Source organism: Nostoc sp. C110 (genome assembly GCF_043099725.1).
Classification (GTDB): Bacteria; Cyanobacteriota; Cyanobacteriia; order Cyanobacteriales; family Nostocaceae; genus Nostoc; species Nostoc muscorum_A.
Genome location: NZ_CP171148.1, coordinates 5,952,103 through 5,975,000 on the forward strand (window position 1 = coordinate 5,952,103; position 22,898 = coordinate 5,975,000).

18 protein-coding genes, 2 tRNA genes and 2 rRNA genes (1 of these 22 running past the window's edge) are annotated in these 22,898 nt (G+C 42.4%); 16 read left to right on the forward strand and 6 right to left on the reverse strand.

The genetic code is table 11. From position 1 onward, the window contains the following. Positions 1 to 22: 22 nt before the first annotated feature. Complete coding sequence (locus ACFFRD_RS30450) at positions 23 to 796, reverse strand: ABC transporter permease (protein ID WP_114084941.1); 774 nt, start codon at positions 794 to 796, stop codon at positions 23 to 25. 319 nt (positions 797 to 1,115) lie between these two features. Between ACFFRD_RS30450 and ACFFRD_RS30455 the strand changes: the two genes are divergently transcribed. From ACFFRD_RS30455 to ACFFRD_RS30470, 4 genes are all read left to right on the forward strand, one after another. Continuing rightward, on the forward strand, positions 1,116 to 1,418 hold the full coding sequence (locus ACFFRD_RS30455) for a hypothetical protein (protein ID WP_392479487.1): 303 nt from the start codon (positions 1,116 to 1,118) through the stop codon (positions 1,416 to 1,418). Positions 1,419 to 1,998: 580 nt separating this feature from the next. Beyond that, positions 1,999 to 3,426: a hypothetical protein gene (locus ACFFRD_RS30460; protein WP_392479488.1), complete on the forward strand. Its 1,428-nt coding sequence runs from the start codon at positions 1,999 to 2,001 to the stop codon at positions 3,424 to 3,426. 653 nt (positions 3,427 to 4,079) lie between these two features. Continuing rightward, complete coding sequence (locus ACFFRD_RS30465; protein ID WP_392479489.1) at positions 4,080 to 5,495, forward strand: DUF3370 domain-containing protein; 1,416 nt, start codon at positions 4,080 to 4,082, stop codon at positions 5,493 to 5,495. 147 nt (positions 5,496 to 5,642) lie between these two features. Beyond that, entirely contained in the window at positions 5,643 to 6,047 is a 405-nt protein-coding gene (locus ACFFRD_RS30470) for a response regulator (protein WP_114080516.1), read from the forward strand. A gap of 61 nt (positions 6,048 to 6,108) precedes the next feature. On the opposite strand, the gene ACFFRD_RS30475 is transcribed toward ACFFRD_RS30470, so the two are convergent. Next, positions 6,109 to 7,257, reverse strand: a complete 1,149-nt coding sequence (locus ACFFRD_RS30475) for an alanine--glyoxylate aminotransferase family protein (protein WP_392479491.1) — start codon at positions 7,255 to 7,257, stop codon at positions 6,109 to 6,111. 164 nt (positions 7,258 to 7,421) lie between these two features. Here ACFFRD_RS30475 and ACFFRD_RS30480 point away from each other — a divergent pair, with 164 nt between their 5' ends. The 4 genes from ACFFRD_RS30480 to ACFFRD_RS30495 all read left to right on the forward strand — a co-directional run bounded on the left by ACFFRD_RS30480 (position 7,422) and on the right by ACFFRD_RS30495 (position 9,849). Beyond that, complete coding sequence (locus tag ACFFRD_RS30480) at positions 7,422 to 7,811, forward strand: DUF1499 domain-containing protein (RefSeq protein WP_392479493.1); 390 nt, start codon at positions 7,422 to 7,424, stop codon at positions 7,809 to 7,811. A gap of 262 nt (positions 7,812 to 8,073) precedes the next feature. After that, entirely contained in the window at positions 8,074 to 8,742 is a 669-nt protein-coding gene (locus ACFFRD_RS30485; RefSeq protein WP_190961964.1) for a DUF1345 domain-containing protein, read from the forward strand. A gap of 108 nt (positions 8,743 to 8,850) precedes the next feature. Then, on the forward strand, positions 8,851 to 8,991 hold the full coding sequence (locus tag ACFFRD_RS30490) for a ChaB family protein (protein WP_392479495.1): 141 nt from the start codon (positions 8,851 to 8,853) through the stop codon (positions 8,989 to 8,991). Positions 8,992 to 9,273: 282 nt separating this feature from the next. Beyond that, positions 9,274 to 9,849, forward strand: a complete 576-nt coding sequence (locus ACFFRD_RS30495; protein ID WP_392479497.1) for a GNAT family N-acetyltransferase — start codon at positions 9,274 to 9,276, stop codon at positions 9,847 to 9,849. Positions 9,850 to 9,946: 97 nt separating this feature from the next. On the opposite strand, the gene ACFFRD_RS30500 is transcribed toward ACFFRD_RS30495, so the two are convergent. Continuing rightward, complete coding sequence (locus ACFFRD_RS30500; RefSeq protein WP_392479498.1) at positions 9,947 to 10,114, reverse strand: hypothetical protein; 168 nt, start codon at positions 10,112 to 10,114, stop codon at positions 9,947 to 9,949. 161 nt (positions 10,115 to 10,275) lie between these two features. Beyond that, positions 10,276 to 12,693 (reverse strand): ATP-dependent helicase, encoded by a 2,418-nt coding sequence (locus tag ACFFRD_RS30505; protein ID WP_392479500.1) that lies wholly within the window; start codon positions 12,691 to 12,693, stop codon positions 10,276 to 10,278. Positions 12,694 to 12,816: 123 nt separating this feature from the next. Between ACFFRD_RS30505 and ACFFRD_RS30510 the strand changes: the two genes are divergently transcribed. After that, positions 12,817 to 14,046: an AAA family ATPase gene (locus ACFFRD_RS30510; RefSeq protein ID WP_392479501.1), complete on the forward strand. Its 1,230-nt coding sequence runs from the start codon at positions 12,817 to 12,819 to the stop codon at positions 14,044 to 14,046. Between the two features lie 69 nt (positions 14,047 to 14,115). Here ACFFRD_RS30510 and ACFFRD_RS30515 read toward each other — a convergent pair whose 3' ends face one another. Then, positions 14,116 to 15,204 (reverse strand): RuBisCO accumulation factor 1, encoded by a 1,089-nt coding sequence (locus ACFFRD_RS30515; protein ID WP_392479503.1) that lies wholly within the window; start codon positions 15,202 to 15,204, stop codon positions 14,116 to 14,118. Between the two features lie 850 nt (positions 15,205 to 16,054). Between ACFFRD_RS30515 and ACFFRD_RS30520 the strand changes: the two genes are divergently transcribed. The 3 genes from ACFFRD_RS30520 (at position 16,055) to ACFFRD_RS30530 (ending at position 19,298) form a co-directional block, all read left to right on the forward strand. Next, positions 16,055 to 17,011: a response regulator gene (locus ACFFRD_RS30520; protein WP_114080524.1), complete on the forward strand. Its 957-nt coding sequence runs from the start codon at positions 16,055 to 16,057 to the stop codon at positions 17,009 to 17,011. A 111-nt stretch (positions 17,012 to 17,122) separates the two neighbouring features. Next, positions 17,123 to 17,836 carry a bifunctional demethylmenaquinone methyltransferase/2-methoxy-6-polyprenyl-1,4-benzoquinol methylase UbiE gene (ubiE, locus tag ACFFRD_RS30525; RefSeq protein WP_392479505.1) on the forward strand — a complete coding sequence of 238 codons (714 nt, stop codon included), beginning with the start codon at positions 17,123 to 17,125 and terminating at the stop codon, positions 17,834 to 17,836. A 226-nt stretch (positions 17,837 to 18,062) separates the two neighbouring features. Continuing rightward, entirely contained in the window at positions 18,063 to 19,298 is a 1,236-nt protein-coding gene (locus ACFFRD_RS30530) for a DUF445 domain-containing protein (protein ID WP_392479506.1), read from the forward strand. A gap of 223 nt (positions 19,299 to 19,521) precedes the next feature. On the opposite strand, the gene ACFFRD_RS30535 is transcribed toward ACFFRD_RS30530, so the two are convergent. After that, positions 19,522 to 19,674, reverse strand: coding sequence for a hypothetical protein (locus tag ACFFRD_RS30535; RefSeq protein WP_392483265.1), 153 nt, complete (start codon positions 19,672 to 19,674; stop codon positions 19,522 to 19,524). 316 nt (positions 19,675 to 19,990) lie between these two features. Here ACFFRD_RS30535 and ACFFRD_RS30540 point away from each other — a divergent pair. From ACFFRD_RS30540 to ACFFRD_RS30555, 4 genes are all read left to right on the forward strand, one after another. Beyond that, positions 19,991 to 21,479: ribosomal RNA gene (locus ACFFRD_RS30540) — 16S ribosomal RNA — on the forward strand. A gap of 130 nt (positions 21,480 to 21,609) precedes the next feature. Further along, positions 21,610 to 21,683: transfer RNA gene (locus ACFFRD_RS30545), tRNA-Ile, on the forward strand. Between the two features lie 88 nt (positions 21,684 to 21,771). Next, positions 21,772 to 21,844 (forward strand) — tRNA-Ala (locus ACFFRD_RS30550). 254 nt (positions 21,845 to 22,098) lie between these two features. Then, positions 22,099 to 22,898, forward strand: a 23S ribosomal RNA gene (locus tag ACFFRD_RS30555) (it continues 2,094 nt past the right edge of the window). Together the 16S and 23S rRNA genes with 2 tRNA genes alongside form the textbook arrangement of a ribosomal RNA operon.

Below are 22,898 nucleotides of genomic sequence, written 5' to 3' on the forward strand. Positions count from 1 at the left end.
CCTGCCCTGTCCCCTTGCCCCTTCAAAATGCAGGCTGGTCAAATAGGAGTAGAGAAAGGAAAAAATCCATGATAAAAATGGATACCCAACTAGTAACAACTGCCTTTGTTGCCGATTCTCCTACTTCCTTAGCTCCCCCCTTAGTAGTTAAACCCCAACTACAGCCGATGACAGCAACCAGTAAACCAAAAATAAACCCTTTTAACAAAATAATAAACAAATCTGATGGGTCTAAAAAATTTCTGACTGATTCTAAAAATGTTTCGGGAATAATTTTGTAAAAGTATGACCCGGCAAAAACTCCACCGATAATCCCAGTAACTAAAGCCAAAATCGTCATCAAAGGCACCATCAAACAACAAGCAATTACTCTAGGAAGTACTAGATAATCAATGGGATCAGTTTTGAGCATATAAAGTGCATCAATCTGCTCAGTTACCCGCATTGCACCTATTTCTGCTGCAAAAGCAGAACCCACTTGTCCTGCCATAATACTAGCGGTTAAAATTGGAGCTAATTCTCTACAAAAAGCTAAGGCAAAAGCACCTCCCACAGCATTTTCAGCCCCAAATCGGACTAATTCTCTTGCCGTCTGAATAGTAAAAATCATTCCTGCAAAACCGCTAACTAGGAGAACTGGAGAGATAGAACAGGGCCCAGCAGTCACCAGATGTTGCATAATTTTGCGGTAGTAAGTTTTTCCCTGAATAAAATGTAGCCACACTTGACCGAAAAGCAGCACTGCCGCACAACAGCGTGCAATATGAGATTGCTCAAAATTTGTTTTTAATCGCAATTTTATCGTCCTTAAGACTGGCTTTTTTTTGCAAATTATTGTTATATCAATTCTTCAAAATAAAACTACAGACACAAATGCTGGAAACCCAGCTAGATGTAATCTGGCTTTCTCAATTACGTCGTAGACGCACGAAGTCCGGCTTTTTGCAGGATATTACGAATTGGTCTTAGGGTATGGTACATGAACACCATCAAGTTTGAGACTTTTCTGCTCAATACAAATTGTCTATAGGACTCTCCTATAGCTGGTATTTTATTTTTACGGAGTTCCTAATGTTAAATGATTTTTTATGAACAGGATAAAAGTAGGAATATTTATGTTGCTATTGATACTAAAATTGTCCGTAGCACATGCAGCTTTTGCATCAGTGTGCCGCAATTACGATTTCTACAACGGGCTACGCCAACACCACCAGATTTGCATTCTCAGCATCAACCGAAGTGCTAAAAACTATTGGGAATACAGGGCAACTGTTAGTGTAGATGGAGTAAAAAGACCCACCGAGGTTTACAATTGCCGGGAACGAGTCAAGGTTCAACAAGGTGGAGGTCGTTTACCCTTTGAGCAAAAAGACCCTGGTGAAATGATATGTAGCTTTTTTAATTCTTCTCGGCGGTAAACACGCGCCAGATAATAAAGACTGTAAAACCTAGATAGGTGAATACTGTTAACCATTCTTGCCAGCTACCAAATCCATTATTCATCAGCAAAAGCCGGAAAATCAATATTTCTCAATCCTACACTCTAGCGCTACCAGTCGGTTGCTGCTTGGAAGAGAAAGGAAGACTACGCAAAAATTTTTAGCTAATTTTCCGAAATCGATAACAGTCAAGCGGTATCCCTAATCAGAGCATCGATTTTATACTGAACTTATATAACTAACCTTTGGGCAATATAGCCCCATGTTTCAACTCAAAAACCCGGCCATGATGGCCGGGTTTTTGATGTTGAGATAATTAGACTTAGGGATGATTAACAGAAAAAATTATATGCAACAGGGCTTGTATTGGGCTAACGCAGAGCTACAGAGAACACAGATAAATAATAATTTGAAAGATTTTTTGTATAAGTTCTCAGTTACCGTTGAGCAATTCAGCAGCACTTCTTGAAAATATCTGCGTATTAAATAAAACTATTATTCAGAAACTTTTAAGCAAATTTATCGGTCTGGTTCTCCAAATTCTGCAAAAATTTAGCCAATGTCATCTTCTGCTCAAGGTATTCCCGGATTACCCGATTTGACGCATCCGATTGAGCTTGTTCAATTTGGAACCCAGGCGCTCAAAGCTTCACTGTTATTAGTATTTTTGATTGTAGCTTTAGGAGTTGCGATCGCACTGATAAGTTTTTCCCTCCGTCGCAGCCAGCCGGAACAGCTTATATTCATCGGCGAATGGGCTGTTGGCTATTCTCAACTGTTGCGCGGATTACAGCATTTAACTCTAGTATTAGTTCTCTTAGTACCGGGATTTTTTCTCTGTTCAACTTTAAGCAATCGCTACCACTATTGGGAACAAGCAAAGGTAGCTCAAGTGGCTGAAAGCGTTGCAGGTGAAAAGCTAGAACAACTTGCCCCTCAAGTCCGCTACTCTATTCAAGAGCCATACTCATATAACACTCAAGTTGGCAACAAAATAGTCAAGGTAAATGAGACAAGACAAATTAACCGCTTCTTGAGCTTGGCTGGTTCGCAAATTCAAGTCAAGCTTGACCAAAGCGTAGATGTTCCAGGGCGTAGCTCAATTTATCGGGCAGATTATACTGCCGATTATAAAGTAGTTAACAAACTCAAGGACATTAATAATTTTTTCTTTGAAGCACCGCCACCCAACGGCTACACACTTCTTTCTAGCTATAAAATCGAGCGTGACGGGACAAGATTGCAACAAATCAATCCAGAAGATTATGGTTTTCCCTTCCGGCTGCAACCAGGAGAAGAAACTACCTTTCGAGTCACCTATCAGGCTAGAGGCGGGCCTCGCTGGGTTTATAGTGCAGGGGGACAAATCCTATCTAACTTCCGCCTCATAGCAATTGCTAACTTTGCTCCGGCTAATTTTGCCAGTGGTATTGAACCTGACGATATTAAATCTGACGGACGTAGTACACAATTTACTTGGAAATTTGATGAGAATGTTTCAGTCAAAAATCCATTTGGAGTGTTTACCAACACCGAACCGATTCGTCATACTGGGGTAATTCCGCGTCTTTTATTGCTAGCACCAGCAATATTTTTGTGGTGGATTTTGTTGTTATATTTATCACTACCAATGAGTTTCAAAAATGTTGCGATCGCTGGTAGTATTTTCTTTGCTTGTCTATTGGTTTTGACCTATTTGGCTCGCGTCATTAATGCTCAGTTGGCTTGGACTTTAATTTCCATCATCTTACTGTTTTTGACATGGGGATTGGGAGCTAGTCGCAGTGCTTCTCTGGCTGCTATTATCTGCACTATTGCTGGAGCAGTATTACCAATTTTTGGATTATTAGTACCATTTAGCGGCCTCACTCTCAGCCTAGCGGGTTTACTTTCAGCCGTTTGGCTAGCAGTTCGTCACTGGTATGGCTGGTACAGTTTGCATCCACAAGACCAAAGATTGCAAACTCAGAAAAATGCTAAAGATTAGTAGATTTCGCTATGATTAGCGAAGTTTTAGCACATAGCATTTATGGATAACGATTTACTGGCTTTCTTAGCAGGTGCTGGGTTACTTGTCCTTTATCTCATTTTTTCTGCATTGACTGAAATGGGAACTAAACTACCTTGGAAGAAATAAGCTGATAGGGCGATAAAGTTACTAAAAAGTTACATTTTTCAACCTGATTGGGCTTGGAAAAAGGAATAAACATCCTTTAGGCTGAGTTAATATACTTATTTTTCGAGAGCAAGCCAAATGCGCGATCCACAAAAGAACCAGATTAAAATCGAGCCGGCAACCCTCGTATTAATTGTGTCCCTTCTAATACTTTTGCCTTTACTGTTTGTTGGTTTTTTCTCGCAGTGAGCTAGTGAGTAATACCAGATACAGCAGTTTTATTTTAGTCAATTTTTTTACGTAGACGCAAAGCGGCTTGCCGCAGGCTACCACAGAGACGCAGAGGGCACTGAGAGAATAAAGAAATGCTTAACTGAACCAGCAATTCTCATAATGAGAATTGCTGTGCAGCGTCTCGTAGAGAAGTGCGGGCTATACTTACGCATTTTCAGAAATTCGGTTCTATGAACTTGTAATAATAACTTGTTATATCTGACACTACAGCGTGATTGACGCGCAAATTTATGCTGGCTAAATTACCACTACCTATATTTACACTTCTATTAGGACTTGCTATAACTCAAACCTTTGGATGCACGGTAGATAAAAAGAATTCAGCGATCGCTCAAACACCTCAGCTAGCGCCCCAAGAAATCGTGCAACCAGGAGTAGTTCTGGCTTTACCAGGTAAGTTGGATACAACGCCCGTTTTTAACAGCAATAGCCCAGAATGGATCAAAACTGAGGGTATTTTACTTTCTACTTTTCCTACAAAGGGTAAAAAAGTTGCAGTAGCGCACCTGAATTTCCCCTTCAAGGGACGCTTTGACTTATTTGCCCATCACTATACCCACACTCCCAAGGATTTACAAACGCTATACCTGGGTGTACTTGTGCATAACCCTGGTAAAAAACCTGTAACAGTGGATGTGTTGCAAGCGGCGAGTTACTTGATGCAAGATGCACCATTTGTTACCTTACCAACATACGTAGAAAATAACGATGGCAAAGCTTACTCTGGACCAGGCGATCGCGCTGTTGGTGATGTACTCCGAGGTGTTCGACAAGCTGATTTTCCCGCAAAGCTGATAATTCCACCAGGACAAAGCCGGATGTTGCTAAATCATCCGATTCCTGTACGAAATCTAGAAAAGCCTGTGAATGGTCGCTCTAGCTTTATGCGGTTGCGTAGTAGTGATCAAGTTTATGCGGCAAGTTTAGCAATGTTTGCTAAGAAAAATTCTGATAATACAGAACGCTCACCGACTCTTGCAGAATGGCAAGCTTTACTAGATAACGGGAACTTTGCCGGGCCGCGAGATAAAACTCCGACTCCTCCAAATGTTACCAGTGGCGCACTAATTTATGGGCGTGTAGCTGGTGTATCACAAGGTTCTCAGTGGCAAGCAAAGTTGCTGGATAATCCTCAAAGCACAAATCTGACTATTCCCCAGCGTGGCAAAGCTATTTCTTATGTTTTAGACACATTGCGGAGCGGTCGATTGGGTACTCAACAAATCCAAACGGCCAAAATGCTAGTACGTTATCCAGATACGGCTTATGAAGCACATGGTAATTATGGGGTGGAATATAAACTCACCTTACCTTTAAGCAACAATACCAACCAAAATCAGACCGTTACCGTTACTTTAGAAACACCTTTGAAGGAAGATAAATTATCCCAAGGTGGTGTACGTTTCCGCAAACCATCCTTAGATTTTCCCTTCTTCCGTGGTACGGTGCGGCTGCGTTACTTCGATGACCAAGGTCAACAAAAGACGCGCTACGTACATCTATGGCACAGAACTGGTCAGGTGTTAGAACCATTGGTACAGCTTGTACTTCCACCTTCCACCAAGCGGATAGTACTGGTAGATGTGATTTATCCACCAGATTCGACACCACCCCAAGTACTGAGTGTAAGGACTTTAGACAAGTGAGGAGTTAGTTAACAATTCGTAATTTGTAATTACGAATGATTAATTATTTTAGGGATAGGTATCTGACTTTTCAAGCATGTAGGAAAGACCATAAAGACATTTTCAAAATGGGGATTTAAACCCTTAATTTACGATAAAATTTCATTTATGGAACCTTCTGGAACTCTTGCTGGTTTAGATATTCTGGTAATTGAGGATGATAATGATACTCGCTTTTTCATCACTACTGTGTTGGAAATGGATGGAGCAAGAGTTATACCAGTAATATCAGCGGATGCGGCGCACAAGGTATTATCCGAATTGCAGCCCGATGTTTTAATTTCTGATATTGGGTTGCCTGGGGAGGATGGCTATACTTTCATCCGCAAATTCCGTGCGCTCAAATCAAACAATTGTGGACGAGTCCCAGCTATTGCTTTAACAGCTTATGCTGATGCTGAGGCTCGTATCCGTGCCTTAGAAGGTGGCTTTGACACTCATGTATCTAAACCAATTGATCCAGACGAACTAGTTGAGATAGTAGCTAACTTGGTTGCTTCTTGTAATTGGTAATGATTGTAGTGCCCGATCAAGTGCGTTAAGCTACTGTTAACGCACTATTTTCAAGCGAAAACTACTTAGGTAAAACCTGCCGCAGTGCTGCTAAAAGTTGGTCAACACTTTCCTTACGACTATTAAAGCCCATCAATCCGACGCGCCAGACAAGACCGGCTAGTTCGCCAAGACCACCGCCAATTTCAATATTATGTTCATTGAGTAACTGCCGTGCGATCGCTTTCCCGTCTACTCCTGCTGGAATGCGGACAGTGGTAAGCGTTGGTAGTCTATACTCCTGCTCAACGTGCATACTCAGTCCTAAATTCTCTAACCCTTCCCAGAGATACTCTACGTTTTTTTGATGCCTCTGCCACGAGTTTGCTAATCCCTCTTCTGCAAGCAGACGTAGTGCTTCCCGCAATGCATAATATAAATTAATGGGTGCTGTGTGGTGATAGGTGCGTTCAGCGCCCCAATACTTACCCAGTAACAACATATCCAAATACCAGTTTGCAACCTTAGTTTGGCGCTGTTGCAATTTCTCAACTGCACGCACACTCATCGTAAAAGGCGAAGCACCAGGCGGACAACCCAACCCTTTTTGGCTACAACTATAAGCTAAGTCAACTCCCCAGGTATCCAAAAATAACGGAACGCCACCTAAACTTGTCACAGTATCCACCAGCAGCAAAGTGCCAAATTCATTGCATAAATCAGCAACTCCTTCTAATGGTTGCCGTGCGCCTGTTGAGGTTTCGGCATGAACTAGAGCCAAAATAGCCGGACGATGAGTTTCTAGGGCAGTTTTGAGTTCATCTAGATTGAAGACTTGTCCCCAAGGCTTGGTAATGGTTCGGACATCAGCACCATAACGTCCAGCCATATCTACAAGGCGATTACCAAAATAACCAGCCACACCAATCAAAACTATATCCCCAGGTTCTACAGCATTAGCGATCGTTGCTTCCATTGCGGCTGTTCCCGTACCACTGACTGCAATGGTGAGTGGGTTTTCTGTCTGCCATACGTAGCGTAGCAATGACTGAATTTCATCCATGAGGGCGAGAAAAGCTGGGTCAAGATGCCCAACTGGTGAGGTATTCATCGCTTGGAGAACTGTGGGATGGGCATTGGATGGCCCAGGCCCTAACAGTAGGCGGGATGGGATTTCTAGCGGTGTGAGTTGCAAACGCCCGGAGTCGTTGATTGAAATTGTTTGCGTCATAATCTGTCTTCGCCTAGACGATACTTACCGGATCATAGAGCGAACGCATCACTGATGTTTTAAGGAATCTGTCATTTGCCAGAAGATGCGATCGCCGCAAAGCATTACAGTGGTTCAAGTAAATGTGTGAGAGTATAGTTATTTACTTACCTGGAGACGTAATTATGGTTTTTGCTGGCAAACGACCGAATAATTTAGGTGTTAGCAACGGTAAATTAGCATCCTGTCCTAACTCTCCTAACTGTGTTTCCAGTCAGAGTGCAGATGCAGCCCACAAAATTGCACCATTGACTTTTACATCTACTCCAGAAGAAGCGATTGCTAATCTTAAAGAGATTATTCAGTCCTTACCAAGAACCAAAATCATTACCGAAAGCCAAGATTATTTATATACAGAATTTAAAAGTGCTTTACTGGGATTTGTGGATGATGTAGAGTTTTATCTAGACCGAAATGCCAATGCGATCCAAGTTCGTTCCGCTTCACGCTTAGGTCAAAGCGATTTGGGTGTTAATCGTCAACGAATAGAAACGATTAGAGCCAAGTTGAAATAATTCGTAATTCGTAATTAGTTGAGTATTATACGGTGTATACACAAGTTGGAAATAGTAGTTTGTCAAGGAATAATTGAGGAGTACATTCTTTGTAGAGACGGCGATTTATCGCGTCTTTCTAACATGTCAGTCTTTCAGAAGCGATAAATCGCGTCTCTACATGAGGGCTTTCTGGATCTTACTTGTGTTTACACCGTAGCCTTTTAAGAGAGATTACAAAGTAATTAAATCTAATTGGATAACATCTGCGATCGCAATATTTGTGAAACTTAACTTATTTAAAAACTTTGACCCTCGACCCAGACTTATAATTGCTGTCGCACTCGCTGTATTAATTTCAGTAATACTTCCACGTTGGCTGCACTTACCGACTCGCATTCTCTGCGCTTGGAACTTTGGTGCTGACTTTTTCTTAGCCGTAACTTGGTGGAAAATGATCGAGGCTACACCAGAAAAAATTCGCCGTTATGCTGAGAATCAATATGAAGGACATTTAGCTATATTCATGCTAGTGATAGCTGCGGCTTGTGCTAGTGTTTTAGCCATTGGGTTTTTACTAACTGATAAAAAAGAGTTGTCAACAATTCTGCTTATTCTACATGTCATACTTGCAATTATGACCATTGTCGGTTCATGGCTATTAGTACATACAATGTTTGCAGTGCAATATGCACACAGCTATTACAAATATATTAATCGTAATCATAGTGAAGAAATTACCGCAGGTTTAGATTTTCCTAATAACGACTCTCCAGACTATTGGGAATTTTTATATTATTCATTTGTAATTGGTATGACAAGTCAAGTTTCAGATGTGGAGACGAGATCGCGCGAGATGAGACGCTTGACTCTGTTGCATAGCATATTATCTTTCTTTTTCAATACCACCATTTTAGCTATGAGTATCAATATCATTGCATCATTGATTTAAAATTGCCTGACTCAGATAAAAGTATGATTATTTACTCCTATTCTTCTAGAAAGAGGAAATTATACTGCCAGTTTTTTAGTATAACTTAAGTTGAAAAGAGATAAGTTTATGGCTGATAAAACAATAAATGAATTGCCCAATGAAATTAGAGAACAGTTGCCTGAACACGCACAGCAGACTTTTGTAGCAGCATTAAATGCTTCTCAAAGTAATGGTTTTAGTGAAGAGGGTGCGCGTGATGTTGCTTGAAATAGTGTAAAGGATGAATACTAACCAGGTAACGATGGGAAATGGCAGAGAAAACCTAAAGACACTGCTATATATAATAAAGCCTTTGTGTCTGGTGGAAATTAAGCAAATTTAAGTTCGGCATCTTAATCTTTTGTTAGAGCTAAGACAAAAATTTAAGGGGAATTTTATTCTTACGAAGTAGACATGGAACTCCCCTTTTTTTCATAATTTTTGCAAGATAATAGATATTTTGAACAAACTATAATTATTTAAATACTCGTTAGAAAATATATATAGGATATGCTAATTCAACAAGACGAAATAGCTATTCGTCTAATGCAAGATGAAATTTATGATTATGAGCTGATCGCAAAATGGTTAACTGATGCACAAGTTTTGCAATTTTATGAAGGAAGAGATAATCCTTTTCCTTTAGAAAGAATTATAGAAACATACAAACCTATGATCGAGGGAAATGATCCGGTTGTTCCGTGTGTGTTCTACTATCAAAATATTCCCATTGGTTATTTGCAGTATTGTGCGCTCAATGACTTATCCCAAACTGATAGGCAATTGTATCATCTTGAACAAACTGATTATGTCTACGGAATTGATTTGTTCATAGGCGAAACCGACTATTGGAACAAGGGAATTGGTACAAAAATCCTGTCAGCAATTATCACCTATATTTTTGAACATCTGCAAGCTCATAAAATTGTCATAGACCCGCACATTGATAATCCTCGTGCCATTCGCTGCTATGAAAAATGTGGTTTTGTGAAATTAAAGTTATTGCCAGCCCATGAACTACATGAAGGGAAATACTCAGATTGTTGGCTTATGGCGATAGACCGAAAAAATCCGTTGCACCCCTAATTTACAATGGTTTCTCAGTTAATGCCCGATCGGATACCGAGAGTTGCACAGAAGCCAAAATCATAACTGTAATTTGCCATAAGGCTATGTCACTAAATTAACTCGCGTGTTCCCAATCACTAAGTAATTCATGCTGTTGTGCTGTTTTCTTGCATTGGCGGAATGGTACTTTAGGGCTACCAATATTCATGCCAGGAAAAGACTGTTTTTTCGTTTTGGTGGGTCTATTTTCTATTATGGTGGAACTGATTTGTTGGGTTTTCATTGATAAATAAATTTCCGATTAAAAGCTGAACACCAATGTATAACACCAATTTCCAAATGGCAAATTCCACAAGAGATAATTTATTTTATACAGATATTCTGGGATGCTGCGATCGCAAATCCCTTTAAATTCCTGCAATTTCTGAAAACTTTTGATCACCCTTATTTAGCCATTACCGCTAAATTAGCCACACATTCAGGAAATTGGCGCTTTAATGCTGGAAATACCGGGCAAGGCGCTTGTTCTTGTAAATTCTCTGGTTTACTCCAAGTAAAGGGGGCTTTCTGCGCTGCTGACATCCATACCAGACGCTTGGCCCGTGTCATCGCAACGTAGAGTAAACGGTATTCCTCAGATATTTTCAAGTGCTTTGCTTGTTCCCATGCTTGCGTAACATCTGGTATGGTAGATTCTCCGTGGAGAGCAGCACGAATTTGGGCGCGAGCTACTTCTGATAAGGTAAAATCACCTAAAAACTGGCTTTGGGGAGGAACCCAAAATCTACCAGGAATCAAGTTTTCGTGGAGAAAGGGAAGAAATACATAGTCCCAATCTAGCCCTTTGGCTTTGTGCATGGTAATAATGGTCAGTTGACCGCGCCGAGTGTAACGTTCTTCCGAATCTTCGGTTTCCACTGGTTCAAACCGTTCGGAACTGACGATTTCACTTAAAGCTGACAGCATTCCCCCCATCGAACTATTGCCAGCTATCTGCTGGTTTACCCGTTCTGCAAGTTTGTCAGCAGTTGCTAACTCTGCCTGATCGTAATTTAAGGTCAAGGCGAGAAAGGAAATTAGCTGGTACAGGGGCAATTCCAAGCGGGCGCGAAGTAAATTGCGGCATAAGCGTGCAGCCTTTTGGACTGTTTCTGCCTGGGGTGCTGCTAGAGGGCCTGGATACAAAAATTCTTCTGGTAGACTAGCAAGGGCGTTGAGGTCTTGGGTAGGAATTAACTGGCGCTGTACTAATGCTTCTAGTGCAGCTTTGAGGTAATCCGGGGAGTGGGGGCGATCGCAAAATTGCAGCAATGCTAAAATCTCTTGGGGAACATGGGAACGGCGATCGCGTTCTCCCACATCATAAAGTGTAATATTATGCTCTTTGCATACAGATGCTAGAGCCTCTGATAACCATCTTCCTTGGCGATTTTCCCGTACTAAAATCGCTGCACTATTTTGTGTTGGGTCTTCGCCAAATAATTCGATTACTCTTTGAGATAATAATTCAACGGTGTGATGAATGTCACGCGGGGTATAAAGTTCTAATCCCTGTCCTATGGGTGCTGGGTTGGCGTTCTTTTGTGGATCGCCTGTTTCAACAGGGCGAATTGTCTGCAAGCGAAATGGTACTTGTCGGTTGTCAGGAGTCTGTTGTCCGTTATTCGTTTTTGCTAAGGATTGATTATTGATCCATTTGAGGGCAAAGTTAGCAGCTTCAATGATAATTCTCGTACTGCGACCTGCTTGATCCATCGTTGCCAATCGTTCGATGCGATCGCACTCTTCGCAAAAGTGTCGGAAATAAATCGGATCGGCTGGGGTAAAGGTAGAGTTAATCGCCTGGTTGGGATCGCCGACTCGGACTAGATTGAGTGAGGTGTGAGGAGTCAGGATTGAGGATTTATCACCTTTGTACCCATCACTCGCCAAAATTTCTAACAGTTGTGTCTGTAGGGGACTAGAATCTTGAGCTTCGTCTTCAAAGACGGCGAAAACTTGGTTTTGCTCAATGCGACGGGCGCTATCATTTTCTAAAACGCGCAGTGCGGCTAAAATCATATCGTCGTAATCGATGAAGTCACGCGATCGCATTAAGTTTTGATATTGCTCATACAATCCCGCCGCTACGCTCAAAATTGTATATTCATCTGTGGTTTGTTTACTCCACTCCCGCAGTTTTTCTGGCGATATCCCCGAACTTTTTGCTTCATGAATTACCGTATTTGCCAATTCTGGCAATACTTCTGTTCGTAGCACTGATTGACGACGCAACCTTTCTGTCTCTTCTCCGTCAAATTGATGACCTTCTAATAACCGCAAATATATTCCGGGATTATTTACAATCCATTGTTCTACAGCACTTCGGATAAAGCGATGACTTTGAGTTGGTGTAATTAATGTGACATTTTCTAACTGCAAACCAGATAAATCCGAATGGCGACTAGCAATATTTAACGCTAAACCATGTAGGGTATAGACAAAAAATCCCGTCTGGGGTAGAGATAAATCATCTCGTAAGAATTTGCGGATCTTCGCTTTAATATTGGCAGCAGCAGAGCGAGTGAAGGTGACGACTACCAAATGACGACGCGAGGATGGGCGCGATTGGGCATAACGTTCATATTGACGCGCGATCGCGATCGCCGCCGCCGCCGCCATCCCCGTAGATTTGCCTGCGCCAGGAACGGCAGAAATAGCCAAAGGGCCAGATCCCCAGTCAGCCATTTGTTGTTGTCCAGGGCGTAAACTGTTGCGGATTGCGAGAATCTTCTCCCCCAGGTTAGGAACAGGCGATCGCTCAGACAATTCTGAGTGGAGTGATTCTTGAGCCACAGGAGTAGTAAATTTAGAGTCTGACATATCAAATTTTATATTTGGAAGAATAATTCTTTAAGCAAGAATTCACAATTCAGCCATCTTAATGTTAGATTATCTTAATTTGATATCTTTCTAAGCTCTAACTAACCAGAAAAATAAATAAAGATGAAAATTCAAAAAATAATTACACAAGGTCTTAGCTTATCTAATAATGCTATTTCCTATCATGTTAGTCAGGAGCTGGCAGCTATTTATCCTAAAAAAGCATTGTTAGAAAGTAATGATAGTTCTTTCAATTTAGAAAAGTACGCTGAGGCAAATTTCTGCAAAATTAAACATGATAATCATATCCATAACCAGATACTTACTGGTTGGAATGGCATGGATAACGAGATTTACAAATATAATGAAAATGCCAGATTTCAAGTTTCATGGCAAGGAAATAAACTTGATGTCGTCTTAATGAGTTGGAATGAAGGTTATTGTAAAACTCGCTATTCTTGGATTTTGGCAGATAGCTCAGAAGTAGCTGAAAACTTTTTCGCCGCAGTTTGTGAGTGGAACTCAGAAATTCGTGATGAACTGTTAGTTTTTGAAGATGGTTGCTGGGATAAAAATCCCGAACTCTTTCAATCTATTCAAAGCTCAACTTTTGAAAATCTAGTTTTGCATAAAACTCTTAAACAAGATATTCAAGATGACCTAATAAACTTCTTTGCCTCCCGCGAAACTTACGCAAATTATAGCGTTCCTTGGAAACGTGGCATTTTGTTTATTGGCTCACCAGGAAATGGAAAAACGCATACAGTTAAAGCATTAATTAACCAAATGCAACAGCCTTGCTTATATGTTAAAAGCTTTAAGGCTGAGTATGCTACTGATAGCGACAATATCCGTAAAGTATTCAACCAAGCACGGCAGTCTGCTCCGTGTGTTTTGGTATTAGAAGATATTGATTCTCTATTAAATGATGAAAACCGCTCTTTCTTTTTAAATGAACTTGATGGCTTTGCTTCTAATGAGGGAATTGTGACTATTGCAACCACTAATCATCCAGAACGTTTAGATTCAGCAATTAGCGATCGCCCCAGCCGCTTTGATCGGAAATATCATTTTGATCTGCCAGTGTTTCCAGAACGAGAAACCTACATCAGATTGTGGAATGATAAATTAAACAGTGAAATGGGATTATCTGAGCAGGCTGTAAGCCAGATGGCTGCATTGACAGAAGGCTTTTCTTTTGCCTACCTCAAAGAATTATTTCTCTCATCAATGATTCGTTGGATAGGAGCGATGGAAACTGGGGGACTAGAAAAAATCATGATTTCTCAAGTTGCAATTTTGCGAGAACAAATGAGCAGCACAACTGTTAGCAACAAAGATTTAGAAAATTAACATGAAATTTTATCGAAACAGAATTCAGAATTCTGACTCCTGAATTCTGAATTCTGAATTCTTCTTCAATTATTCATCAATCTGCCAGGAATCCTTAGTTAATTCTTCATCCAGAATTTTCTTAGGACGCACAATGATAATAATTTGTCCTAGTAAAGGAATTTCTGGCTCAGTTTCAAACCACTGAAAATCTAATTCACCACCCTTTTCAACAACAAAATAGCTAGAGGCATCCCATTCTCGTTTGGCACGATCTATCACAACTACAACGGGCCCGACTTGGCTTTGGGTTTGGATGGGAAAGCGATCGCTATTCGCTAAAATCACTACTGGATCTTCTGCCGCCAATAGCACTTGCCATCCTGGTAATGGAACCCAAGCTTGCTCTCCAGAAAACTTAACCAGACGAAATGGTTCAATCTCTGTCAATATCGGCACAGCTTGCAAATCTTGCCGTGATAATGGCAACTCACCCACTACGGGCAAAATTCGGGGTAATTGTTCTTCAAATTCCAGGCGGTAAAAGGGTAAAATTGGCGCTGGACGCTGGGGAACGGTAGTAAAATCAGTCAGTAGTTGTTCAATTTTTTGCCTTGCTGCTGGCGTGTGAGCAAAACGTAAACCTTTGGCGATCAGGCGCGATCGCTGTTGTAAATCTGCATTTTGGCGTGCCAGTTTCCAAACTTGATGAGCAACAGCATCTCCAGGATGAGCAGAAAACCCTTCTGGTAAAGTGCGGTAATAGGAGAATTCTTTAATTGCTTTTGCTATATCCCGTGCCTCATCAGCATCAACATTGTGGAAGAAGATCAGTTCGGCAGCGGCGGCGCGTTCTTCTTGGGTGAGTAAACGGAGTTCATATAAAACATCACTGCCGCGTATGGCATAGTGCGATCGCGTTTCTGCCGATACTCCAGAGTTTTCCAAAGAATTGTAAACTTGAGAACCAACAACTACCTGATTTTGTTGAATTGGCTCAAATCCAGTCGCCTCAAAAATTTCTTGGGGGTTGTAACCGGTTTTTAGCAACGAGGCGATCGCCGTTCCCCATTCCACCCAGTTGCCTTGTTTTTGCCTCAGTCTTCGTAGTAACTCTTGTGCTACATCGTTGGTAGCATTTTCTTCGGGATTCTGAGCGTTGGGTGGTAGATCAGTCATAATCGGGATGCGAGCTTCAACTTGAGAGGATGATTAACACCTCATGAGCAAGTCTTATTCTAATCTATAGAATTACCCAGACCTACTGTCTTGAGTTCAGAAAGAGGCAGGAGGTTGGAATTTCAACCACTCTAATTCCAAGCCATTCTACTAGTAACACTACGCACATCTATGTGCCTTTACTGTGCTATCTTAATTGCAAAACTTTAGCTAAACCCTAATTTTCTTCTTAGGGCAATTCATCTAGACGGAAAGCGTAAGCCAGTCCGGTGGAAGGGTTGTCCGGCATCAAGGAACTAGTACCGCAAGGCGGAATTAAAAATTAAAAGTGACGCGACGCTCCTGCGTCGCTAACGCTTCGCTATCGCAGACTCGCTCTAAGCGAAGCCATGCCGAAGGCTTTACGCTGCGCTAAAAAAATTAAAAATGAATACAGCATAAGGGTTTCGTTGATTTGGAATGATCGGTTTATTTCCGCCGTATTGTACTAGCGGTAATGTAGCAAGCAGTAGCGTACCCCTGCGGCAAAGAAAGCTACGTGCAGGGTCTGGTAGAGAAGTAAAGCTTCATCTGTAGTGCTTCCTACAGGCTATTGCCCCTACCGCGTGTACTTTTACATAAACCCTACTATGATTAAAATCGCCATCGCTATGCTGATTTAGTAGGTTTTTTTGGTGCAATATTTCCTAATTCAGATATTTGGGCAGGTAAATTTCCTCTGTATAGCTCACTCTTGTAGTTTTAAAATATGCAAAATAGCTCCGTATAAACCCTTGACAATTTTTAGCTATTCTCAACTAAGCTTGGTATGGAATATAACAAGATAGTGAATATTTAAAGGAAATATCTTATGGATAATCCCAGTGTCGAAATTGATAAAGTCCAATATCAAGTAATGACTCTCGAACGACCAAAAAAGCTGAAAATCTTGGTAGTTGACGATGAGCCAGATAATCTCGATCTCCTTTATCGCACCTTTCGACGCGACTTTAATGTTCTGAAAGCTGATAGTGGAGTGAACGCTCTACAAGTTTTGGCCGCAGAAGGGGAGGTAGCTGTGATTATCTCCGATCAACGGATGCCAGAAATGAAAGGAACTGAATTTCTGAGCAAAACTGTACCTCAGTTTCCCGATACGGTGAGGATAATTCTCACCGGATTTACTGATATTGAAGACTTGGTAGAGGCGATTAATGCTGGACAAGTCTACAAATATATCACCAAGCCTTGGGACCCAGGAGAACTCAAGGCAGTGGTGCAAAGAGCAGCAGAAACCTACGACTTGCTCAAGCAACGTACAGAAGAATTACGCCGCGCTCATGCTCAAATGGCGTTACTGAGTGTTTTAGTACAGGTAACTCAAGCAGCTTCTAGTTTAGAGGAAACTCTCGCTCCAATCGCCAAGGCTGTGAGTGAGACTTTTGGGACAGAAGGCTGTATTTTACAACTTACACATGGAAATACTCTGATTGCAACTCAAGGAACTTACAGCGATACAGGTAAAATAGAGAATTGGCTATCTCTTGACCCACTAACAACGCAAGCGATCGCCACTGGGCAAATGCAAGTTTCTTTAAATATACCTAAAGACACTAAACTAATTGATGCTACTCACTACCAAAATACTGGTGTGCAAGCACATTTAGTTATCCCAATTAGCTACCATAATGAACTTTTGGGCGTATTATCGCTACAGTGGAAACAACCTTGCACTTTGCGGGAAGATGAATTAATGCTAATTAATTTATCAGCACAACTGGTAGCGATAGCTCTGACTAGCAGTGGATACCATCAACCCATTGTGTAGTTGTCATTTGTCCTACCCTGCGGGAAGCCGCTAGCGCGTCTATGTCATTTGTCTTTTACCCTTGGCAAATGACGAATGACTAATGACCAATGACCAATGAATTATTGACCAATGACTAACGAAGTTCAATCCATTTTTAACCGTATTGCTCCAGTTTATGACCAATTGAACGATTGGTTGAGTTTGGGACAGCATCGAATTTGGAAGGAAATGGCAGTTAAATGGAGTGCGGCTAAATCGGGTGATACTGCATTAGATTTGTGCTGCGGTAGTGGCGATCTAGCTTTACGTTTGGCAAGGCGCGTGGGAGCTACAGGATATGTATATGGAGTGGACTTTTCCTGCAACCTGCTAGAAACTGCTAAAGAACGTTCCCAAAAGCAATACCCTCAACCTGCGTTGGCTTTGCCCGCCGTAGGCATCGCCTGGGTAGAAGCAGATGTACTAAATTTACCCTTTGACGACAATCAATTTGATGCCGCAACAATGGGCTATGGTTTAAGGAATGTTAAAGATATTCCTCGCAGTCTTCAAGAGTTATACCGTGTTTTGAAACCGGGTGCTAAAGCTGCAATTTTGGACTTTCATCGACCGAGTAATCCTCAGTTACGTGCCTTTCAGCAGTTGTATCTGGATAGCTTCGTGGTGCCAGTTGCCAATTATTTAGGGTTAAAAGAAGAATATGCTTACATCAGTCCCAGCTTAGACCGCTTTCCCATAGGCCAAGAGCAAATAGAGTTAGCGCGTCAAGTTGGTTTTGCTGTTGCCACACACTACCCCATTGCGAACGGTATGATGGGAGTGCTGGTAGTCAGCAAATTTTAGATTTTAGATTTGGGATAGGGTGGCGTAAAGCCAATGGCATAGCTTCGCTTAAAGCGAGTCTGCGAACGTCTTTTAGATTGGGGACTGCGGAATAGGTAATGGCTAATGGAAAATCGTTAGTAGTTAGTGGAAAAACAACTCATAACTAATAACCGTCAATTACCAATCCCCAATCCCTAATTTCTAATCTAGAATTCAAAATCCAAAATCCAAAATCCAAAATCCTGTGGACTGGTCTCATCTTTGGCTTTATGTGTCTCCCCCGGTACTGGGTGGAATTATTGGCTATTTCACAAATGATATAGCCATCAAAATGTTGTTCCGTCCTTACAAAGCAATTTACATTGCTGGACGAAGAGTACCCTTCACGCCTGGCTTGATTCCCCGCAACCAGGAACGTCTAGCTCTGAACATTTCCAAGACCATTATGGGGTCACTGTTGACACCACAAGAATTGCAAAATTTGGCGCGGCGTTTGTTGCAAACAGAACGCGTGCAAGCAGCAATTCTCTGGTTGTTGCGATTGGCGATTGAACAAATCAACACAGAAAAAAACGAGAAAAGTGCCAAAATTGTCGCGGGAATTTTGCGGGATTTGCTAGGGGAATCCTTACCTCGGTTACTCAAGGTTTTAGCGCGACGTGAAGACTTTTTGGAAGCGCAAATCAATCAAATTTTTGACCAGATATTGCTGGAATTTCAACTGAGTGAAGAACAAGCGACAAGGCTTGCTGATTGGTTGTTAGAAGTAGTTTTACCACCGGATATGCTGCGCCAAGCGATAGTTGATTTTTTGACCGATCGCACCATTCAAATTATTGATGAAGGGTTCCGCGAAAAAACCAGTGGTACTTATTGGGTGGTAGCAAATTTGTTTGGCTTACGTAACACTCTTACACGGCTACGAACCTTTTGCTTAGATGAGAAAGAAGCTACCAACAATCGTTTGCAGGAATTGACTCAAGATTTGCAAATACGCGATCGCATTAAGAAATTCCTGCAAAATTTATCACTACAAAACTTGCCGATGGGTACGGTGCGCCAACTGCGAAAGACCACCCGCGAAAGTGTCCGCCATTACCTGCAAAACAGTGGCAGCGATTTTTTACAAGGATTAACTGATTCTGTTGATTGGGAAAATATTGCTGTAGTGCTACTGAATCGTCTTAGTACTTCACCGGTTCTCAGTACTTCTTTAGAAGTGATGAGTCAAGAGTTGGCTCTAATTTTAGACAAGTATTTGGAAAAAGATTTAGAAGTAATTGTGGCACAGGCGATTCCGATTTTATCCATAGATCAAGTGATAGTTGACCGCGTGAAATCAACTTCACCTGCTGATCTAGAAGCTGCTATCGAGGGAATTGTCAAAAATGAATTGCAAGCCATTGTGACTTTAGGTGGTGTTTTAGGTTTTGTTATCGGCTTATTGCAGACAGTATTTTTAGTATTAAGTCAATATTAATTTTTTGTCAGATATAGCTGCAAGCTGCCCAAATTCTGAAATGAGTGAAATTGAGCGATCGGCTCTTGGCAAGAGATATGAGTTATCAATACCCAAGCAAAGTATGTAGTAAGTGTATAAATATTTTCCCTAAAACTCGTGCAGCAAGGTAAGTACAGATGGATGCGATCGCTGTGTAAAGAGCTTTTTCAAAAATCAAACAGTAATCCTAATACTCCAGCAACTATCTATATATAAATTTAGATGCACCACCTACCAAATGCACCACCGACATTACTACAACATTAGGTATATCTATATCGTAGGGCTGGGCAATGAGACAACCGCGATCGCCCCAGAAATGATGCAATAAAGTTATTACCGACTGAAAATTCAAGCTTCCCCCTTTGTGACTGAAGACAATGCATAAACCATTGTTGCCTAGAACCCGGCACTGTGGTGAGTTTCAGGGGACAAAGAAGCAGTCCAAAAAGATTTTGGAGAAAATAGTTGACACAAGGGAGTGTGTTCGCTATATTGAATAAGTGCCTGAAGCGGAGAGCTTGAAGCGACTCGCGAAAAGGGATACCGAACCTTGAAAATATTATAGTTTGAAAGCAATTATACAGCAAGTGTGTTGCGTCAAGAAAATAAAAAGATAACTAAGCTGAAGTTAAAAAAGAGCAGCTAATGAGCTATAGAGCTTTCCAATTAAAACGGAGAGTTTGATCCTGGCTCAGGATGAACGCTGGCGGTATGCTTAACACATGCAAGTCGAACGAAATCTTCGGATTTAGTGGCGGACGGGTGAGTAACGCGTGAGAATCTGGCTCTAGGTCTGGGACAACCACTGGAAACGGTGGCTAATACCGGATGTGCCGAGAGGTGAAAGGTTAACTGCCTAGAGATGAGCTCGCGTCTGATTAGCTAGTTGGAAGTGTAATGGACTCCCAAGGCGACGATCAGTAGCTGGTCTGAGAGGACGATCAGCCACACTGGGACTGAGACACGGCCCAGACTCCTACGGGAGGCAGCAGTGGGGAATTTTCCGCAATGGGCGAAAGCCTGACGGAGCAATACCGCGTGAGGGAGGAAGGCTCTTGGGTCGTAAACCTCTTTTCTCAGGGAAGAACACAATGACGGTACCTGAGGAATAAGCATCGGCTAACTCCGTGCCAGCAGCCGCGGTAATACGGAGGATGCAAGCGTTATCCGGAATGATTGGGCGTAAAGCGTCCGCAGGTGGCAATGTAAGTCTGCTGTTAAAGAGTCTAGCTCAACTAGATAAAAGCAGTGGAAACTACATAGCTAGAGTACGTTCGGGGCAGAGGGAATTCCTGGTGTAGCGGTGAAATGCGTAGAGATCAGGAAGAACACCGGTGGCGAAGGCGCTCTGCTAGGCCGTAACTGACACTGAGGGACGAAAGCTAGGGGAGCGAATGGGATTAGATACCCCAGTAGTCCTAGCCGTAAACGATGGATACTAGGCGTGGCTTGTATCGACCCGAGCCGTGCCGTAGCTAACGCGTTAAGTATCCCGCCTGGGGAGTACGCCGGCAACGGTGAAACTCAAAGGAATTGACGGGGGCCCGCACAAGCGGTGGAGTATGTGGTTTAATTCGATGCAACGCGAAGAACCTTACCAAGGCTTGACATGTCGCGAATCTTCTTGAAAGGGAAGAGTGCCTTCGGGAGCGCGAACACAGGTGGTGCATGGCTGTCGTCAGCTCGTGTCGTGAGATGTTGGGTTAAGTCCCGCAACGAGCGCAACCCTCGTTTTTAGTTGCCAGCATTAAGTTGGGCACTCTAGAGAGACTGCCGGTGACAAACCGGAGGAAGGTGGGGATGACGTCAAGTCAGCATGCCCCTTACGCCTTGGGCTACACACGTACTACAATGCTCCGGACAGAGGGCAGCAAGCATGCGAATGCAAGCAAATCCCGTAAACCGGAGCTCAGTTCAGATCGCAGGCTGCAACTCGCCTGCGTGAAGGAGGAATCGCTAGTAATTGCAGGTCAGCATACTGCAGTGAATTCGTTCCCGGGCCTTGTACACACCGCCCGTCACACCATGGAAGCTGGTAGTGCCCGAAGTCATTACTCCAACCATTCGTGGAGGAGGATGCCTAAGGCAGGACTGGTGACTGGGGTGAAGTCGTAACAAGGTAGCCGTACCGGAAGGTGTGGCTGGATCACCTCCTTTTTAGGGAGACCTACACCCCTTACATATCGAAAAACACACAGTTAAATAGATAGTAAGTTGGTCTAACCTAGGTCGGTCGCAGACATGAGCAGAATGTAAAAAGCTTTCAAACTATGATTTGGTTCGAAATGGGCTATTAGCTCAGGTGGTTAGAGCGCACCCCTGATAAGGGTGAGGTCCCTGGTTCGAGTCCAGGATGGCCCACCTGAATCAATTAAAAATGTAAAATGCAAAATTAAAAATGAAGAAGATTCAATTTTTAATTTTTAATTATCAATTTTTAATTGTATCTGGGGGTTTAGCTCAGTTGGTAGAGCGCCTGCTTTGCAAGCAGGATGTCAGCGGTTCGAGTCCGCTAACCTCCACCTGTGGCGATTGCCATTGAAAAAAAAGAGTGAGAGTTCAGCAACATGACACTCGTGTCAGACTGCTGAGTTGAATCTCAGCCAGAACCTTGAAAACTGCATAGAAACGCGAAAATAGCAGGCAGACACAGACATTCTTAGTGCTGATTGCTGAGTTGTGAGTGCTGAGTAAAATCAGTGCGAAGTGACGAGGTAAGCAGAACTAACTATTTGTTTTTGTGAATGCAAATTGTGAAACACCAAATGAATTGAGTGGTCAAGCTAATAAGGGCTAACGGTGGATACCTAGGCACACAGAGGCGATGAAGGACGTGGTTACCGACGATATGCTCCGGGGAGTTGGAAGCAAACATTGAGCCGGAGATTTCCGAATGGGGCAACCCTATATACTACCTGCTGAATATATAGGCAGGAGAGAGCCAACCCAGCGAATTGAAACATCTTAGTAGCTGGAGGAAGAGAAATCAAAACAGAGATTCCCTAAGTAGTGGTGAGCGAAAGGGGAAGAGCCTAAACCAATTGGTTTACCGATTGGGGTAGTGGGACAGCGATATCGAATCTGGCGGTTAAACGAAGCAGCTAAATACTGCACCAAAGAAGGTGAAAGTCCTGTAGTTGAAAACTCAAGGATAGTAGCTGAATCCCGAGTAGCATGGGGCACGAGGAATCCCATGTGAATCAGCGAGGACCACCTCGTAAGGCTAAATACTACTGTGTGACCGATAGTGAACCAGTACCGCGAGGGAAAGGTGAAAAGAACCCCGGAAGGGGAGTGAAATAGAACATGAAACCGTTAGCTTACAAGCAGTGGGAGGACTATTTAAAAGTCTGACCGCGTGCCTGTTGAAGAATGAGCCGGCGACTTATAGGCACTGGTAGGTTAAAGCGAGAATGCTGGAGCCAAAGGGAAACCGAGTCTGAAAAGGGCGATAATCAGTGTTTATAGACCCGAACCCTGGTGATCTAACCATGGCCAGGATGAAGCTTGGGTAACACCAAGTGGAGGTCCGCACCGACTGATGTTGAAAAATCAGCGGATGAGTTGTGGTTAGGG

Coding starts and splice junctions, on each gene's coding strand:
- ACFFRD_RS30455 (WP_392479487.1), top strand. CDS start 1,116: ATGTTGCTATTGATACTAAAATTGTCCGTAGCACATGCAGCTTTTGCA.
- ACFFRD_RS30460 (WP_392479488.1), top strand. CDS start 1,999: ATGTCATCTTCTGCTCAAGGTATTCCCGGATTACCCGATTTGACGCAT.
- ACFFRD_RS30465 (WP_392479489.1), top strand. CDS start 4,080: ATGCTGGCTAAATTACCACTACCTATATTTACACTTCTATTAGGACTT.
- ACFFRD_RS30470 (WP_114080516.1), top strand. CDS start 5,643: ATGGAACCTTCTGGAACTCTTGCTGGTTTAGATATTCTGGTAATTGAG.
- ACFFRD_RS30475 (WP_392479491.1), bottom strand. CDS start 7,257: ATGACGCAAACAATTTCAATCAACGACTCCGGGCGTTTGCAACTCACA.
- ACFFRD_RS30480 (WP_392479493.1), top strand. CDS start 7,422: ATGGTTTTTGCTGGCAAACGACCGAATAATTTAGGTGTTAGCAACGGT.
- ACFFRD_RS30490 (WP_392479495.1), top strand. CDS start 8,851: ATGGCTGATAAAACAATAAATGAATTGCCCAATGAAATTAGAGAACAG.
- ACFFRD_RS30495 (WP_392479497.1), top strand. CDS start 9,274: ATGCTAATTCAACAAGACGAAATAGCTATTCGTCTAATGCAAGATGAA.
- ACFFRD_RS30500 (WP_392479498.1), bottom strand. CDS start 10,114: ATGAAAACCCAACAAATCAGTTCCACCATAATAGAAAATAGACCCACC.
- ACFFRD_RS30505 (WP_392479500.1), bottom strand. CDS start 12,693: ATGTCAGACTCTAAATTTACTACTCCTGTGGCTCAAGAATCACTCCAC.
- ACFFRD_RS30510 (WP_392479501.1), top strand. CDS start 12,817: ATGAAAATTCAAAAAATAATTACACAAGGTCTTAGCTTATCTAATAAT.
- ACFFRD_RS30515 (WP_392479503.1), bottom strand. CDS start 15,204: ATGACTGATCTACCACCCAACGCTCAGAATCCCGAAGAAAATGCTACC.
- ACFFRD_RS30520 (WP_114080524.1), top strand. CDS start 16,055: ATGGATAATCCCAGTGTCGAAATTGATAAAGTCCAATATCAAGTAATG.
- ubiE (WP_392479505.1), top strand. CDS start 17,123: ATGACTAACGAAGTTCAATCCATTTTTAACCGTATTGCTCCAGTTTAT.